General features: G+C 72.5%; 14 protein-coding genes. 10 read left to right on the top strand and 4 right to left on the bottom strand.

Annotated features, from left to right (window positions below; genetic code table 11):
- Window positions 1–47 precede the first annotated feature (47 nt).
- Entirely contained in the window at window positions 48–1052 is a 1005-nt protein-coding gene (galE, locus tag ABZ810_RS08125; RefSeq protein WP_358400762.1) for a UDP-glucose 4-epimerase GalE, read from the bottom strand.
- Between the two features lie 307 nt (window positions 1053–1359).
- On the opposite strand from galE, the gene ABZ810_RS08120 reads away from it, so the two are divergent.
- From ABZ810_RS08120 to ABZ810_RS08080, 9 genes are all read left to right on the top strand, one after another.
- On the top strand, window positions 1360–2028 hold the full coding sequence (locus ABZ810_RS08120; protein WP_358400760.1) for a response regulator transcription factor: 669 nt from the start codon (window positions 1360–1362) through the stop codon (window positions 2026–2028).
- Window positions 2029–2148: 120 nt separating this feature from the next.
- Window positions 2149–3648 (top strand): hypothetical protein, encoded by a 1500-nt coding sequence (locus tag ABZ810_RS08115; protein WP_358400757.1) that lies wholly within the window; start codon window positions 2149–2151, stop codon window positions 3646–3648.
- Window positions 3649–3652: 4 nt separating this feature from the next.
- Window positions 3653–4867 (top strand): DegT/DnrJ/EryC1/StrS aminotransferase family protein, encoded by a 1215-nt coding sequence (locus tag ABZ810_RS08110; protein ID WP_358400755.1) that lies wholly within the window; start codon window positions 3653–3655, stop codon window positions 4865–4867.
- A 2-nt stretch (window positions 4868–4869) separates the two neighbouring features.
- Window positions 4870–6078 carry an SDR family NAD(P)-dependent oxidoreductase gene (locus ABZ810_RS08105; protein ID WP_358400753.1) on the top strand — a complete coding sequence of 403 codons (1209 nt, stop codon included), beginning with the start codon at window positions 4870–4872 and terminating at the stop codon, window positions 6076–6078.
- A 12-nt stretch (window positions 6079–6090) separates the two neighbouring features.
- Window positions 6091–7329 carry a glycosyltransferase gene (locus ABZ810_RS08100; protein WP_358400751.1) on the top strand — a complete coding sequence of 413 codons (1239 nt, stop codon included), beginning with the start codon at window positions 6091–6093 and terminating at the stop codon, window positions 7327–7329.
- A 12-nt stretch (window positions 7330–7341) separates the two neighbouring features.
- Window positions 7342–8739 (top strand): O-antigen ligase family protein, encoded by a 1398-nt coding sequence (locus ABZ810_RS08095; protein ID WP_358400750.1) that lies wholly within the window; start codon window positions 7342–7344, stop codon window positions 8737–8739.
- A complete protein-coding gene (locus tag ABZ810_RS08090) occupies window positions 8736–10085 on the top strand; it encodes an oligosaccharide flippase family protein (protein WP_358400748.1) in 1350 nt (449 codons plus the stop codon). Before ABZ810_RS08095 ends, ABZ810_RS08090 begins: the two co-directional genes overlap by 4 nt.
- Window positions 10086–10089: 4 nt before the next feature.
- Entirely contained in the window at window positions 10090–10836 is a 747-nt protein-coding gene (locus tag ABZ810_RS08085) for a sugar transferase (protein WP_358400746.1), read from the top strand.
- Window positions 10837–10926: 90 nt separating this feature from the next.
- Window positions 10927–11841, top strand: a complete 915-nt coding sequence (locus ABZ810_RS08080) for a hypothetical protein (protein ID WP_358400743.1) — start codon at window positions 10927–10929, stop codon at window positions 11839–11841.
- 15 nt (window positions 11842–11856) lie between these two features.
- On the opposite strand, the gene ABZ810_RS08075 is transcribed toward ABZ810_RS08080, so the two are convergent.
- Window positions 11857–12819, bottom strand: a complete 963-nt coding sequence (locus ABZ810_RS08075) for a helix-turn-helix domain-containing protein (RefSeq protein ID WP_358400741.1) — start codon at window positions 12817–12819, stop codon at window positions 11857–11859.
- A 256-nt stretch (window positions 12820–13075) separates the two neighbouring features.
- On the opposite strand from ABZ810_RS08075, the gene ABZ810_RS08070 reads away from it, so the two are divergent.
- Window positions 13076–13903, top strand: coding sequence for an MBL fold metallo-hydrolase (locus ABZ810_RS08070; protein ID WP_358400738.1), 828 nt, complete (start codon window positions 13076–13078; stop codon window positions 13901–13903).
- Window positions 13904–13964: 61 nt separating this feature from the next.
- Here ABZ810_RS08070 and ABZ810_RS08065 read toward each other — a convergent pair whose 3' ends face one another.
- Window positions 13965–14156, bottom strand: coding sequence for a hypothetical protein (locus ABZ810_RS08065; RefSeq protein WP_358400736.1), 192 nt, complete (start codon window positions 14154–14156; stop codon window positions 13965–13967).
- 96 nt (window positions 14157–14252) lie between these two features.
- A complete protein-coding gene (locus tag ABZ810_RS08060; protein ID WP_358400734.1) occupies window positions 14253–15818 on the bottom strand; it encodes an MBL fold metallo-hydrolase in 1566 nt (521 codons plus the stop codon).
- Window positions 15819–15988: the final 170 nt, after the last annotated feature.

Raw genomic sequence — 15988 nt, 5'->3', positions numbered from 1 at the left:
ACTGGCATCTCGGGGCGTTCCTTCGGTCACGAAGTGGGGGCGAGAATTCAGGCGACTTCGGCGTCGAGGTCGCGGCGGCGTTCGGCCCAGAGGAGGGAATGGCGGATGGCGTCCTCGATCGTGTACTCGGGCTTCCAGCCGAGGAGGGCCTCGGCCTTGGCGGGGTTGACGTAGGCGCCGACGACGTCGCCGGGGCGGGCGGGGGCGTCCTCCGCGACGAAGCCGTCGCCGACGACCTCGCGGAAGGCCGTGACCAGTTCGCGGACGGTGGTGCCGTCGCCGGTGCCCAGGTTGATGACCTCGTAGGCGGGCGTCAGGGGCGGGACGACCGTGTCGAAGCGGGCGGCGGCCTCGTAGAAGGCGCGGGCGATGTCCCACACGTGGATGTAGTCGCGGACGGCGGTGCCGTCGCGGGTGTCCCAGTCCACGCCGGTGATCTTGAACGGGACGCCGAGGTGGTAACACTCGATCATCTTGCCGAGGGCGTGGGTGGGCTTGCTGTTCTGCAGGCCGGTGCGGAGGCGGGGGTCGGCGCCGATGGGGTTGAGGTAGCGCAGGGAGATGACGCGCAGGCCGTAGGCCGCGGCGAGGTCGCCGAGCATGTGCTCGGCCATCATCTTGGACCGGGTGTACGGGTTCTGCGGGTCCAGTCCGGACTCCTCGGTCACCGACAGGTCGGGCTCGGGGCGGTACATGCCGGCGGTGGACGCGAAGATCATCCGATCGCAGCCGTTGCGGTGCACGTGCTCGGCCAGTTCGAGCGTCTTGGTCAGGTTGACCCGGTAGTACCGGAGGGGGTCGGTCATCGAGTCGGGCACGACGATGAGGGCCGCGCAGTGGACGGTGACGGCGATGTCGGGATGGTCGCGGAAGACGCGGTCCACCAGGTCCCCGTCGCCGATGTCGCCCTGATAGAAGATCTTGCCCGCGGTGAACTCGGACCGGCCGGTGACCAGGCTGTCGAGCACCACCGGCGTGACGCCGCGCTCGGCGAAGACCGAGGCGATCGTGCTGCCGATGAATCCCGCGCCACCGGTGATCAGGACCTTCACGGTGATCCCCCCTGACTCTGTGAGTTCCCCTGTTTCCGTACCGCTCAGGATCAGCAGGGGGGTCAGGGCGGTCAACGACGCGCGGTCGAAGATGACCGGGTCCGGACCGGCGTCAACCCGTGCCGTTCACCGCGCGTCCGCGCGCGAATCGTCGGGCGTGCGCGTCAGGACGGACCGACCCTGGGATACGGACGTACGAACGCAGCGGATTCGGTCGCGGCTCTCCGGGGCGGCCCCCGTACGGCGAGCGCACGACGTACAGCGTTTGCAGGATCCGCACCCGGACCGCACGCGCCATCGTCGGGGCATGCAACACATCCGCGTCCTCATCGTGGACGATCACACGCTGTTCGCCGAGGCGTTGTCGGCCCGGCTGGGCCGCGAGCCCGACCTGGTGATCCTGCCGGTCGCGTCCGACGTCCGGCGCGCCCTGGCGCTCACCGCGACCGAACGCCCGCACGTGATCGTCCTCGATCTGACGCTGGGCCCGGAGAACGGGCTGGACGTCCTCGACCGGGTTCGCGAGCACCATCCGGACGTGCGGGTGGTCGTCCTGACCGCGATGAGCGACGTGAACGCGATCGTGCAGGCGATCCGGCGCGGCGCGGTCGGCTGGCTCTCCAAGACCGAGAGCGCCGACCAGGTGTCGCGGGTGATCCGCGGCGCCGCGCGGCGCGGCGGCTGGATCCCGCCGGACGTGCTGGGGGACGTGCTGCGCCGGCTGCTGGACGACCTGCCCGAGCAGGCGAACGGGGGCGCGCAACTGCTCGGCGAGCTCACCCCGCGCGAACGCGAGGTGCTCCAGTGCATGGTCGACGGGCTCAACCGCGCGGAGATCGCCGAACGCCTCGGGCTGTCGGCCAACACCGTCCGCACGCACACCCAGAACCTCCTGGCCAAGCTGGACCTGCACTCGGCGCTCGAGGCCATCACGCTGGCGATGCGGGCCGGTATGCGCCCAGGTCGGCGTGACTGACCGCGGGTCGCGGCGGCCGGGCGCAGTGATGCAAACGACGTAGCGGGCCATCGTCTCGATGGGCGATTCGATCTCCCGGACCCCTTCTTACGCTCGGGCCAACAAGCGGGAAGGAAGATCGTGGAGATCGACGAAGTCGCCGCGCGCGTCATCCGCACCTACTGGGCGCTCCTGCTGGCCATGACGGTTCTTCCGCTGCTGCTCGTGGGCTACGTGATGAGCGGCAAGGAACCGCCGTACGTGGCCGAGTCGCGGATCCAGGCGAGCAGCAAGGCCACCGACGCGGCACCCGGCGACGCGGGCGTGAGCATCGTGGTGAGCCAGGTCAAGGCGTTCGCCACCAGCCAGACCCTGCTCAACCAGGTCATGCGCGCGCAGAACGTCAGCCGCGACCCGGTCGGGCTGGCCAAGCAGATCGAGGTCACCGGCCTCGGCACCTCGACGATCGTCGAGATGTCGGTCAAGGACGCCGACCCCGCCGTCGCGCGCCGGATGGCCGACGCGATCGGCGCCGCCGTGGTCGCCGAGATCAACGAGTCGAACCAGGGCGCGATCACCACGCAGATCAAGGAGATCGACAAGCGGGTGCGGGAACTGGAGAGGCGCCTCGGGCCGCTCTCCCGCAAGGCGGGCTCGATCCCGGTGCCCGACATCGGCGCCGCCAACGAGCGCGAACGGGTGCAGGCCGAGCTGGCCGACCTGCGGTCCAGCCGCACCGACCTGCGCACCCAGCTGTCGAGCGCGGGCACCGCCTCGGTCGTGCAGCCGGCCGTGCTCGCGCCGCGCACCGACCCGACGCTGATGTTGTCGGCCATCGCCGGGCTGGTCGGGTTGATCTTCGGCATCCTCGTCGCGGTCGTCATCGAGATGTTCCGGCCCACGATCCCCGGGCAGGGCCGGGTCGCCAGGAAGCTGGGCGTCCCGCTGCTCGGCTGGGCGGACCGCTCCGACGCCGAGCTGGCCGACCTGGGCCGTCGCATCCGCCTCTCGGCCAAGCGCGCCGGGGTCACCAAGGTCACGCTGGTCGGCACCTCCAGGACGGCGCTGCCCGCGGACCTGGTCTCCAAGATCGCCGCAGCCGTCTACGGGGACGAGACCAAGGTCGTCACGTCCGCCCGCCCGGCGGCAGCGGCGGCGGCCAAGGCCGCCACCTTCAAGGACGCCGCCGCCAAGGCCAAGGACACCGGCAAGCCGGGAACGGGAGGCGGGGACGGCGGCACGGGCGCGGACACGGCCACCGCCGGCGCCAACGGCAAGGTCAAGGGCACGATCAAGGACACGGGCAAGGCCCCGGACTCCGGTGACGACAGGGCCGAGGGCTCGGCCACCACCGGCGGCACCTCGGTCGTCCGGGCCGGGAGCAGCACGGCGCTCAAGCCCAAGCCCTCCAGTGAGGCGAGCGAGCTGACGCAGCCGATGCGCGTCCCGGTCCGCGCCGCCGCCTGCCATGTGCACGCCTTCGAGGACATCGACCCGGGAGCCGACGAGGAGATCGGCGTGGTCGCGGTGGTCGGTCCGGTCACCCTGGTCACCGGCCTGGAGTCGGTCCGTGACCTGGTCACCGCGTCCGGCTGGCCGCTGCTCGGGGTCGCCGCCACGGCACGGAAGACAAGGGGCTAGCCATATGACCACCGACACCGCCGCCGCCACCGAGACCCCGGACGACACCCCGGACACTTCCCCGGACGCCGCCGAGCCGGCCCCGATCCCGTTCGCCGTTCCGTCCCTCGCCGGCGACGTGCCCGGGGCCGTCGCCGAGGTGCTCGGGTCCGGCTGGATCACCACCGGCCCGCAGACCGGCGCGTTCGAGAAGGACTTCGCCGGCCACCTCGGCGCCGCGCACGCCGTCGCCGTCTCCTCCTGCACCGCCGCACTGGAGTTGTGCCTTCGCGCGCTCGACCTGCCGCCCGGGTCGGCGGTGCTCACACCGAGCCTGACGTTCTGCGGCGCGATCAACGCGATCCTGCACGCCGGGCACCGGCCCGTCCTGGTCGACATCGACGAGGACACGCTGGTCGTCAGCCCGGAGACGGTCGCCGCCGCGGCCGCCCGGGTCGCCCCGGCCGCGATGATCACGCAGAACCAGGGCGGCTACCCGGTGGACGTCCGGGCCGTCACCGCGGCGGCGGGCCTGGACCGTACCCGCGTCATCGAGGACGCCGCGCACGGGCCGGGCGCGGCGCGGAACGGCGTGCCCGTCGGGGCGCACTCGTTCGCCGCCTGCTTCAGCTTCTACGCGACCAAGAACATGCCGATCGGCGAGGGCGGCGCGGTCGTCACCAGCGACCAGGACATGGCCGACCGGGTGCGCTCGATGCGGCTGCACGGGATGAGCAAGGACTCCTGGCGCCGCTACCTGCCCGGCGGCAGCTGGCGGTACGACGTGAAGGCGGTCGGGCTCAAGGCGAACATGACCGACGTCCAGGCCGTCATCGGCCGGGCGCAGCTCGCCGCCCTGCCCGCCTGGCAGCGTGAACGCGCCGAGCTGGTCGCGCGGTACGACGCGGCGCTCGCCGGGCTGCCCGGCCTCGTCCTCCCGCAGCGCCGGCTGGACGGCGTCCAGCACGCCTGGCACCTCTACCAGGTGCGGGTGCCGGACCGGGACGGGATCATCGCCGACCTCGAAGCCGCGCGCGTGGGCACCTCGGTGCATTTCATCCCCGCCCACCAGATGACGGTGTACCAGCAGGTGCTCGGGCCGGACGAATGCGCGGCCGTGCCCGTCACCGACCGGGTCGGCGACGAGCTGCTGTCGCTGCCCCTCTACCCCGGCCTGTCCCCCGCCGCCCAGGACCGCGTCGTCACCGCGATCACCGGGGCTCTCCGGGCCCGGGGCTGACCGTGCCCAGGTTCCCGCTGCGCCGTTCCCGCCCCCCGTCGCGCCGCTGGCGCACTCCGCCGCCCCCGGCGCCCGCCGAGGCGAGCCCGCTGGCGCGGCTGATGGGGCGCGACGAGGTGGTGCTCGCCGACCTGCGCGGCCGCCGGCTGGTCGCGGGGCGGCGGGTGCTGGTGACCGGCGCCTGCGGGACCGTCGGCTCGGCCCTGTGCCACCACCTCAAGAGGCTCGACCCGGCGGCGTTGTGCCTGGTCGACCGGGACGGCGCCGGCCTGGCCACGCTGGCGCACGAGATGACCGGACGGCTGGAGGCGGCCCGCGTCCGGATCGGCGAGGTCGACGTGGGAGACCGCGCCGCCGTCGACGAGCTCGTCGCCCGCGTCCGGCCCGACCTGGTGTTCCACACCGCCGCGCAGAAAACGCTGGCCGCCGTCGAACGGGACCCGTGCCTCGGGGTGATCGCCAACGTGCTCGGCACCCGGACGGTCGTGGACGCCGCCGTCCGGAACGACGTGGACCGCCTGGTGCTCGTCTCCTCCGACAAGGCCGCCGACCCGACGTCGGTGTTCGGCGCCACCATGCGGCTGGGCGAGCTGCTGACGCGCGGCGCGACCGGCGGGCGCACCCGCTTCGCGGCGGTCCGGACCGGTAACGTCATCGGCGAGCCCGGCTCGCTGCTGAGCACGCTGGCGCACCGCATCTCCGCGGGCGAGGTCGTCACCATCACCCACCCCGAGGTCGCCCGCCACTTCATGACCGTGGACGAGGCGGCCGGGCTGCTCCTGGAGGCTGCGGCGCTGGCCGAGGAGGCCGAGACGTTCGTGCTCGACATGGGCAGCCCGGTCCCGGTGATCGAGCTCGTCCACCGGTACGCCGAGCAGCTGCGGCTGCCCGAGGTCACCATCAGGTTCAGCGGCCTCGGCCCGGGCGAGAAGCTCGCCGAGAAGGCGTTCGCCGACTCCGAACGCCGGATCCGCACCGTCCATCCCAAGATCTGGGCCACCCGGCCCGCGCCGCCTCCCGCCGGGCTCCCGCGGCTGCTCGACGCCCTGTGCGCCGCCGCCCACGAGGGCGACGACGACGAGGTGCGCCTGCTGCTGCGGCGGCTGCTCCCCGAGTACCGCCCCGTACGCCGCCCGCGCCCCCAGCACGAGCCCGGCGGCGAGCCGCCGCTCTGCGACGCGGGCCGCAGCCCCGACCCGCCAGGCCTGTGAGGTGAGGTGCCGATGAGGACAAGCCGCAAGCTCCGAGTGGCCACCGTGATCACGCGGTTCAACGGCGGCGCCGGCCAGGTGGCGCTGAACGGCGCGCTGGCCCTGCCGCCCGACGGCTACGAACGCGCCGTCGTCACCGGCGGCGTCGGCATCGACAGCGAGACCAAGGGGGACGGCGGCGCCACCGAGGCGGTCCTGTACGGGGACGAGGCGGTGGCCAACGCCGCGGCCGGCGACCTCACACCGCAGGCGCACGCGGCCGGCATGGAGATCGTCCAGGTGCGCCCGCTGGTCCCGCAGATCTCGCCGCGCGACGACCTCGCCGCCCTGCGCACCCTCACCCGCGTCCTGGCCGAGGGCCGGTACGACGTGGTGCACACGCACAGCGCCAAGGGCGGCGTGATCGGCCGGGTCGCGGCGGCGCGCGCCGGGGTGCCGCGGATCGTGCACACCTGGCACGGCTTCCCGTTCAACGAGTTCCAGTCGTGGGGACGGCGACGCGTATATATAGGCCTCGAACGCATCGCGGCCAAGCACACCGACGCCTTCCTCGCGATCGGCTCGGAGACGATCACCACCGCGCTGCGGCTCGGCCTGGCGACGCCCGAACGGATCCGGCTGTCCTGGCCCGCGGTCGACACCACCGCCTACACCACCGTGCCCGGTTCGCGCGCGCAGGCGCGGCGCCGCCTCGACCTGCCGCTCGGGGTGAAGGTCGTCGGGTCGGTCGGGCGGCTCACCTTCCAGAAGGGGCCGGAGATCTTCGTCCGGGCGCTGGCCGAACTGCCCGACGACGTCTTCGGGTTGTGGGTCGGCGGCGGCCCGATGGCCGGCGAGCTCGCGCGGCTGACGGCCAGGCTCGGCGTCCAGGAGCGGATGCGCTGGCTCGGCTACCGCGACGACGTCGCCGACGTGCTGCCCGCGTTCGACGTCATGGCGATGGCGAGCCGCTGGGAGGGGCTGCCCTGCGTGCTGGTCGAGGCGATCAGCGCCGGCGTCCCGCTGGTGGCCACCGCGGTGCCGTCCAACCAGGACCTGGTGCTGGCCGGCGAGACGGGGCTGCTCGTCCCGCCGCAGGACCACCGGCAGTTCGCCCGCGCCGTCGGGCACCTGCTCGACGACCCGGCCGCGGCGTCCCGGATGGCCGAACGCGCCCGTGACCGGGTCGGCGGCTGGTTCTCCCCGGAGTACCTGGGGGCCGTGCTCGACGACACCTACCGGGGGACCTCCGCGCGGCCCTACGAGAAGTGACCGGGAGAGACGATGTCGCCGACCACCAAGGCTCCGCGGGCCGTGCCGCCGCAGGGAGGGCCGGGTCCGCCGGACGCGCCGGACGCGGCCGTGCCCGGGGCGGCGTCGCCGGGCACGCCGCCGGACTCCGGCTCCGCGGCACCCGGGCTCCGGCGGCGCCGGGACCTCGCGGGCATCGTCATGGTGTGCGGCATCGCCTCGCTGCCGATGCTGATGCCGTTCGGGCTGGCGCCCGGGCCGGGCAACACCGGCCTGCCCGACCTCGTTTTGATCTTCGTGGTGGTGGCGACGTTCCTGTGGGCCGCCTCGCGCCGGCAGCCGATCCGGTGGCCGTACCTCATCCCCACCCTGCTCACCATCGTCGCGGGCGGCGTCGCCTCGATCGCGAACGAGGGCATCGGCTCGCTGACCCTCGCCAAGGACCTGTTCGTGCTGCTGTGGGCGGTCGCGGTCGCCAACCTCGGCCGTGACCCCGCGCTGCTCCGCCTGGTCATCAGGTCGTGGGTCTGGATCGGCACCTTCTACGCGCTGGTGATGATCTTCGGCTTCGTGATCGGGAACGACATGTTGTCGGGCAAGCAGGTCGACGGCGAGCGGGCGATGTTCACGTTCGGCGACGCCAACTACGCCTCCAACTGGTTCATCTGCGTCTTCTTCATCGTGCGGGCCTGCCGGTACCCCGAGGACAACCTCAAGCGGTACGGGGTGTGCGGGATCCTGGTCGTCGCCGAGCTGCTGACCGGCTCGAACGGCGGCGCGCTGGCGCTCGGCTGCGCGATCGTCCTCGGCCACCTCTTCCGGCTGTTCAAGGAGGGCAAGGCGCACCAGGCCATCGCGACCGGGGCGTTGTGCGCCGTCCTCGGCGGCGGCGGTGTCGCGCTGCTGTCGGTCGTCGACGTCCAGCCGGTGCTGGACCGCGCCAGCGCCGCCTCGCCGATCCTGCGCGACTCGATCGGCCGCACCACCGGCGAGAGCACCAGCTCGCGCAGCACGGTCTTCGGCACCACGGTGCGCATGATCGAGGAGCAGCCGCATCCGTGGGGCATCGGGCCCGGCCACACCGAGAAGGCCATGCTCGTCAACCAGGAGACCTACGTCCGCGAGGCGCACAACGACTACATCGCGGCCGTGCTCGAACGCGGTTTCCTCGGCGGACTCGCGCTGATCGTGCTGGTGTTCGCGGTCCTGCTGAAATGTGCGCGGGTCGCCCGCCGCGACGCGCTCACGCCCGAGTACGCGCGCCTGGTGCCGCGCCCCGAGCTCTTCGGCGCCCTGGTCGCGGTGTTCCTGATCTCCGCGCTCTTCTACGAGACGTTGCACTACCGCCACGGCTGGGCGTTCTTCGGGCTGATCGCCGCGCTGGACCTCTTCGGCCGCCGTGACGCCGTCCGGCCGGAGGGAGCACCATGACCGAGGCCCGCCCCAGACCGGTCGAGACCCCGCCGGTCCCGCCGCCGGACGGGACGGCGACGGCCACCACGACCACGACACCGACCCCGACCACGGCCGCGCCGCAGCGGACCATCACCGGCAAGATCGTGGCGCTGATGGCCGGCAACATGGCCGGCCGCGTCGGGGCGCTCGCCTCGCTCGGCGTCGCGACCGTCATGGTCGCGCGCATCGGCGGGCCCGCCCTCGTCGGCGCGTTCACCCTCGTCCGGATCCTGCCCGGCCTGCTGTGCCACCTGTCGAACGCCGGGCTGCCCGCCGCCGCGCCCTACTTCCTGGCGGGCAAGGAGCACGAGCAGTCGCGGGTCCGGCCCACGCTGGCCTGGCTGACGGTCGTCGGGGCCGTCGTCGGCGCGGTCGTCTGGCTGGGCCTGAGCCCGCTGCTCTACCTGGCGTTCTTCAAGTCGTTCGGCTACTGGGTCGCGCTGGCCGCCACCGTCCCCACGTTCACCCAGGGGTTCGTCTCGGTCGGCAAGGGCCTGCTGCAGGGCACCGGCGACATGCGCGGCGCCAGCCTGGCGATCGCGGTCGAGGAGTTCGTCTTCCTGCCGATCTACCTGGTGATCCTGCTCGGCTGGTACGGGCCCGGCGCGCTGATCACCGGGCTGGTGCTCGCCGACGTGGCCGCCGCCGCGTGGATCGCGGTACGGCTGGCACGCCGCGGGTTCTTCGCCGGCTGGGGCCGCCCCGACCTGCGGCTCGCCCGCACCGTCTCCGGCTTCGGCTTCCGCGGCTACCTGGGCCAGCTGATCGACCTGCTGCAACTGCGCTTCGACATGGCGCTGCTCGGCGCGCTCGCCGGGCCGAAGGTGCTCGGCGTCTACACCGTCGCCAGCAAGTTCGCCGAACTCGTCCAGCTCCCCGGGCTGGCCGTCAACTACGTGCTCTATCCCGACTTCGCCAAGGACGACCGCGCGGAGGCCACCCGGCGCACGCGCAGGCTCCTCCTGCCCGCGTTCGGGGTGTCGGTCCTGGCCGCGCTGCCGCTGGCCGCGATCACCGCCACCGCGCTGCCGTGGATCTTCGGGGACGTCTTCGCGGACGCGGTCGTGCCGACCTACATCCGGCTGGCGGGCGTCGTCACGTTCGGCGTCACCGGCCTGATCATGGCCTACCTGTACGGCGTCGGCCGGCCCGGCGCCGCGTCCACCGGCCAGGCGATCGGCCTGGTCGTGGTCGTGGTCGCCGGGGTCCTGCTGATCCCGGCGTACGAGGCCGAGGGCGCCGCGCTCGCCACCGCGCTGTCGTTCGTGGCCACCACGGCCGCGCTGCTGGCGTGGTTCTTCCACCTCGCGAAGAAGGGGTGACGTCATGTCCAGGGAGAAGGAACTCCAGAACCGGTCGATCGACCCGTCGGACGGCATCGCGCCGTCCCGCGGCCGGCGCGTGCTCGACGTCGCCGGCGCGCTGACCGGCCTGGTCCTGCTGTGCGTACCGCTGTTCTTCCTCTACCTCCTCGTCCGGCTGACCAGCCCCGGCCCGGGCATCTTCAGGCAGACCCGGGTGGGCCAGGGCGGCCGGCCGTTCGTCATGTTCAAGTTCCGCACCATGCGCGCGGGCGTCGGCGGGCTCACCGTCACCGCCAACTGCGACCCGCGCCTGACCAGGGTCGGCAAGCTGATGCGCGAGTGGTCGCTGGACGAGCTGCCGCAGCTGGTGAACGTGCTGCGCGGCCACATGACCCTCGTCGGGCCGCGGCCCGAGACCTACGACCTGGCGGTGCACTACGACGCGCACTGCCGCTGGATCTTCGACCACCGGCCCGGGCTCACCGGCGTCTCGGAGGTGCGGTTCCGCGACTTCGACGTGCTGCCGCCGGGCGAGGAGGTCGACCTGGTCAACTACATCGAGCGCATCGTCCCGGCCCGCGTGCGGGTCGACTCGGTCTACCTGGGCGACCCGTCGATGCGCGCGACGTTCCGGGCGCTCCGGGACACCGTCCGGCACATCCTCGGCCTCCCGCTCCCGCCGCTGGAGGTGGCGGCCGACGGCACCGTCACCGAGCCGGGGGCCGCCGCCGCGCCGGAGCCCGCGGCCGAGCCCGGGTCGGCCGCCTGACGAACGATCCACCGCCCGCCGAACGATCCACCACCTGCCGAACGATCCACCGCCTGCCGAACGATCCGCCGTCATGGAAGGACGCAACCGATGGACGTCCGTTTCAAGGTCTCGGTCGTGGTCGCCACGCTCACCCTGGTCGCGGGGTTCCTGTTCTACCTCCAGCGCAGCGCGTCCAGCTCGTACGAGCCGTACCGGGGACCGCTCGCCTCGCCCGGCCCGTCCTCCCCCAGGCCGGGAGCGACGCTGCACATCGCGCTCAACACCGAGCCGTCCGACTATCCGCGGCTGGCGCGACTCGGCTACGACCTGGTCGACATCAAGCCCGACGACGCGAGCCTGGGCGGGCTGCCGGAGGGCATGCGTGCCATGTTCTGGGTGGGCAACTTCCAGTGCGACGACTTCGAGTTGTCCTACGAGGAGTTCACCGAGGCCGTCCGCAGGTACGCGGGCCACCCCCGGGTGTACGGGTGGTACCTGTCCGACGAGCCGGACCCGGGCACCTGCCCGAAGATCGCCGGTGAGATCAGGCGGCGCGCCGACTACGTGAAGCGGTACGCGCCCGGCCAGATCACGTTCGTCTCCCTCACCGACTTCCCGATGAAGCCGGTGACCCCCGGGAAGGTGAACGTCGACCTCGTCGGCCTCGACCCGTACCCCTGCGAGGGCGCCTCCAGGGCCCGCGCGGAGTGCGACATCGACGCGATCGACCGCATGGTCCGCATGGCCGACGCGGCCGGCATCCCGCGCCGCGTGATGGTGCCGGTCTTCCAGACGTTCGGCACCGCGTGCTCCCAGGGCGAACGCGGCCACTGGCTGCCGACCGCGGAGCAGTTCCGGGCGATCCTGCGGCGCTGGGACCGGCTCGTGCCGCACCCGCCGTTCGACATCGCCTACTCGTGGGGCCACCAGGGGCAGTGGGCCTGCCCCACCCTCGTCGACGCCGACGGCACGGACGGACGGCCCGATCTGCAGTCGATCGTCAAGGCGCGCAACGGCGGCTGACCCGTGCGTTCCGCGTCACCCGGCGGAGGCGGCGGGCGGAAAGCGCCGCCACTGGCGCGGGGTGACGCCGTAGGCCTGCCGGAACCGCCGGGAGAAGTACGACGGGTTGCTGAAACCCCAGGAACGGCTGATCGCCTCGATGGAGCGGTGCGCGTGCTCGGGGGCGACGAGGTCGCGGCGGGCACCTTCGAGCCGCCGCCGGATGATCCACTGTTCGAGGCTGAGACCGCCCTCCTCGCAGAGCCGGTAGAGCGAGCGCAGCGAGATGTTGTGCACCTTGGCGATGCGCTCCGGCGTGAGGTACGGGTCGCTCAGGTACGCCCGTACATAGGCCAGGATCCGGGGCAGGAGGGTCTCCTCGGCGACGGCTCGGCGGACCGGCCGGTCGGTGGAGACGGAGGCGACCAGCGCTCGCGTGAGGGCCAGGGTCGCCTCTCCGACGGCGGCGGCGCCCGGATCGGCGCTGATGTGGTCGGCGTCGCGGTGCAGGGCCCGGATGTGGTGGAGCAGCAGGGGCGTGAGGTTGCTGACCGACATCAGCGGGATGGCGGCGCGGACCAGGTGCTCGGGCATGCCCAGCAGGTCGGCGTCGACCATGAACGCCACCGACAGCCCCGGGCCGCTCCAGGCGTACTCGTAGCCCGCCGTCTTGTGCGCCAGCACCAGGTCGTGCTGCTCGACGTGCCGCTGGTGCCCGTTCCAGACGAACCTGCCCGCGCCAGTGCTCTGCGTGATGACCGAGACCGAGTTCATGGAGTCGAACCGGGCGTGCCGCGGAGTACGCCAGATGCGCATGCCCGTGCCGTGCGTGGCGAACAGCGTCAGCGGGCCGAAGTTCCAGACCTCCAGCCTCTTCCACATGCCCGCGTCCAGGCGTTCCTGCTCGATCGAGCAGGAGCCGCTCTCTCCGGCGGCGACGGCGTGGAAGGCCTCCGCGCGCTCGGCGAGCGGCAGGTGCGCGGTGTCCAGAACGAGCATGGATGCCCCCGAATGTGTCGCCTACGGCACAACGGGAGCGCTCCCACTCTCTCAATCGCACGAGACGCGATCAAGAGCTCCCGGTCACCCAGGCCACCGCACGCGCGGGACGTTCGTCACACTGGCTCCCGGCACACCGGTGGCCCGCCGGCCCGCGGTGGCGCGCCGGGTCCAGAACCTGGCGCGGACAGAGCAGGAGGACACCGCGGCCCGGGCGACGATCTCCAGCAGGTGTCCAGCCGAAAGGACGACGACGATGACCGAGGTCGGGTTCACCCACATCGGCGGCCCCACCGTGCTGATCGAGGTCGGGGGCCGGCGCCTGCTGACCGACCCGACCTTCGATCCGCCCGGCCGGACGTACAGGTTCGGCTGGGGGACCTCCAGCCGCAAGCTCGCCGGGCCCGCGGTGGACGCGGCGGACCTGCCGCCGGTCGACGCGGTCCTGCTCACGCACGACCATCACGGTGACAACCTCGACGACGCCGGACGAGCCCTCCTGGCCGGCGCGGGCACCGTCATCACCACGGCGCCGGGGGCCCGGCGCCTGCGCCGGAACGCGGCGCGATCCCATGACGCGGGCGGACCGCGGGACGTGCGCGGGCTGCGGGCGGGCGAGACGTACCGGCTGGAGGGCGACGGCGGGCCGCCCATCACGGTCACGGCCACTCCGTGCCGTCACGGGCCGCCGCTCAGCCGCCCCATCACCGGCGCGGTCGTCGGCTTCGCCCTCACCTGGCCGGACCAGGCGAACGGCCCGTTGTGGATCACGGGCGACACGGTGCTCTATCCGGGCGTACGGCGGGCCGCCGCCGACCTCAGGCCGGGGACCGTGCTGCTCCACCTGGGCGGGGTGCGCTTCTCCCTGACCGGCCCGGTGCGCTACACGATGACCGGCGCGGACGCGCTCGAACTGCTCGACGGCGTCGGCGCCACCACGGTGCTGCCCGTTCACTACGAGGGCTGGCGCCACTTCGCCGAGAACCGCGACGGCATCGCCGCCTCGCTCGACGCCGGACCGGCCGCGATCACCGAACGCTTCACCTGGCTGCCGATCGGCGAGACCCGCACGATCACCGTCTGAAGCCTGGAACGACGCGGGCCCGGTGCGACGCGGGCCCGGCGTGAGGCGGATCCGGTGGGGGTCAGCCGCCGGCGGCGGCGCCGTCCTGGCCGGTGGGGAGGGGCACCTGGAGGTGGCCGAGCTGGAGGAGGGCCAGCTCCAGCAGGCCGACCAGGACGACGAACGCGGCGATCATCACGCCGATCCGCTTCGGTGTCCGCAACACGTCGATCTTCTGCACCGTCGCCACGACCGCGGCACGCTTGCCCGCCACCCCTGTCACTCCCCCCACAACCGTTTCAAGCTGGGCAAACCCTATCGGTCCTGGCGCGGGTAGGCGACTCGGGACCGGCGGCCGGCCCCGGGCCGGTCACGCGAGCCGGCGGCTGGTCAGGTTGGCGGAGCGGGCGTTGACGCACACGCCCGTGGTCAGGTCGTACGCGAAGTTGTGGGCGAGGCAGTGCAGGCGCCCGTCCCGGATGACCGCGCCGACCGACAGGTCCTCGCCCGCGTGCGGGCAGTAGCGCGGGATGTCGTAGGTGTGACCGGCCGACTCGACCACGATGCGCTCGGACTCGTCGCGCCCGGTCTCGTACGCCTCGACGGCCTGGAGCGCCGTCGCGTTGGCGTGCTTGAGCAGTCCGACCAGGTAGTCGTTGTAGACGTCCGGGTCGCGGTAGAGGCTGAGCCGGAACGAGATGAGCAGGTCCTCCCAGGCCAGCCGGCCCCGGAGCACGCCGTCCAGCCAGCGCCCCGCGGCGGTGATCCGGTAGTGCGGCCTGGTCCCGGCGCTCGCCACGGCGACGGTCAGCCTTCCGGGCGCGAAGTCCACGTCCCAGACGCCGCCGTTCGGGCCGGTGATCTCGAAGCGGACCACCATGCCGATCTGGCGCAGGAAGTAGTCGCTCAGCCCGCCCAGGCGCTCGAAGTGCGCGGTGAAGCGGTCGAACAGCCCGCGGTCGGGCTCGGGGTGCTCGGCCAGGACCCCCTCGATGTGCGCGGCCCGGTCGGCGGCGTAGCGGGCCAGGTAGGCCGGCCGGGCCGCGTCCTCGAAGTCGAACCCCGCCGACACCGGGTCGGGCGTGATCGCACCGGTGTCCAGGTCGAGGACGTCACCAGGCTTGAAGTACTCCCAGCGCTGGCCGGGCAGGTGCTCGCGCAGCCATCCGGTCGCGGTCGCCGGGTCGCAGAACGCACCGGTGACCTGGTCGAGCACCCAGTTGAGGTCCGCGACGCCCTCGTCCAGGAAGCAGGGCGGCCCGGCGAACGGGACGGCGAGCTCGGGCTCGGTCTGGCGGACGAGCCGCTGGGCCGCGCGCAGCTTGGACACCCGCTTGTCCATGGAGACCCGGGCCATCTCCTCCGGCGGGTACTCGTAGCAGATCGGGTGCCAGGACGCCCCGGCCGCCTGCAACGCCATGAGGTCGAGCCGCCCGCCGGCCGCGTGCTTGGCCCGGCGCGCCTGCGCCGCGGTCAGCCGCGCGTCGTTGCAGTGCAGGATCGCGCGCCCGTCGGCCACCATCAGAAATGCGGCGTCGTGACACATCGGGGAGAGCTCCGGAATCGCGGTGATCCAGGAACCCCGATTGTCGAGAGGGAATTTCTCCCAAGGTGGTATCTCGATTACCTGGCGGGTACCGGCGACCTCACCCATCCGTTCCCTGAAGGCCGGTCCCGGATAGCGCGGAATGAGGATTCGGGTCCGTTCGGGAAGGCGGGCGATGAACCAGGGATCAAAATGATCTAGGTGTTCGTGCGACACGGCGACCCAGTCGGCATCGGCCAACCGGGGAACGTCGAGATGATCGTTTCTCGGGTACTGGTGCCAGGCTCCGAGGAACGCACCCGTTGGAGCGAGCCAGGGGTCCACGAGCAGGCGGAACGAGCCCGCGCTGACCGCCAGCCCGGCATGTCCGAGAAAGGTGATCGTCGGCATACCGAGACTGTCCCTCCCGGCCATGGACTTCGCACCCGCCGGAATGCGCAAGGTGGCTACGCCGTAGGTATGAAAAGAATGGCGGGAGCGAAACCGACAATCCTGGCGGAGACGCCTCGACAATGGCGACGGTTTACCGTAACTCACCCATGTCCACTTCCGGTCACACG

The organism is Spirillospora sp. NPDC047279, from assembly GCF_040643285.1.
Lineage (GTDB): Bacteria > Actinomycetota > Actinomycetes > Streptosporangiales > Streptosporangiaceae > Spirillospora.
This window is presented reverse-complemented; position numbering and strand designations above follow the sequence as displayed.

Excerpts from the sequence above, each read along its gene's own strand:
- ABZ810_RS08120 (WP_358400760.1), top strand. The coding sequence starts at position 1,360 with ATGCAACACATCCGCGTCCTCATCGTGGACGATCACACGCTGTTCGCC.
- ABZ810_RS08090 (WP_358400748.1), top strand. The coding sequence starts at position 8,736 with ATGACCGAGGCCCGCCCCAGACCGGTCGAGACCCCGCCGGTCCCGCCG.
- ABZ810_RS08075 (WP_358400741.1), bottom strand. The coding sequence starts at position 12,819 with ATGCTCGTTCTGGACACCGCGCACCTGCCGCTCGCCGAGCGCGCGGAG.
- ABZ810_RS08100 (WP_358400751.1), top strand. The coding sequence starts at position 6,091 with ATGAGGACAAGCCGCAAGCTCCGAGTGGCCACCGTGATCACGCGGTTC.
- ABZ810_RS08070 (WP_358400738.1), top strand. The coding sequence starts at position 13,076 with ATGACCGAGGTCGGGTTCACCCACATCGGCGGCCCCACCGTGCTGATC.
- ABZ810_RS08110 (WP_358400755.1), top strand. The coding sequence starts at position 3,653 with ATGACCACCGACACCGCCGCCGCCACCGAGACCCCGGACGACACCCCG.
- ABZ810_RS08095 (WP_358400750.1), top strand. The coding sequence starts at position 7,342 with ATGTCGCCGACCACCAAGGCTCCGCGGGCCGTGCCGCCGCAGGGAGGG.
- ABZ810_RS08080 (WP_358400743.1), top strand. The coding sequence starts at position 10,927 with ATGGACGTCCGTTTCAAGGTCTCGGTCGTGGTCGCCACGCTCACCCTG.
- ABZ810_RS08060 (WP_358400734.1), bottom strand. The coding sequence starts at position 15,818 with ATGCCGACGATCACCTTTCTCGGACATGCCGGGCTGGCGGTCAGCGCG.
- ABZ810_RS08085 (WP_358400746.1), top strand. The coding sequence starts at position 10,090 with ATGTCCAGGGAGAAGGAACTCCAGAACCGGTCGATCGACCCGTCGGAC.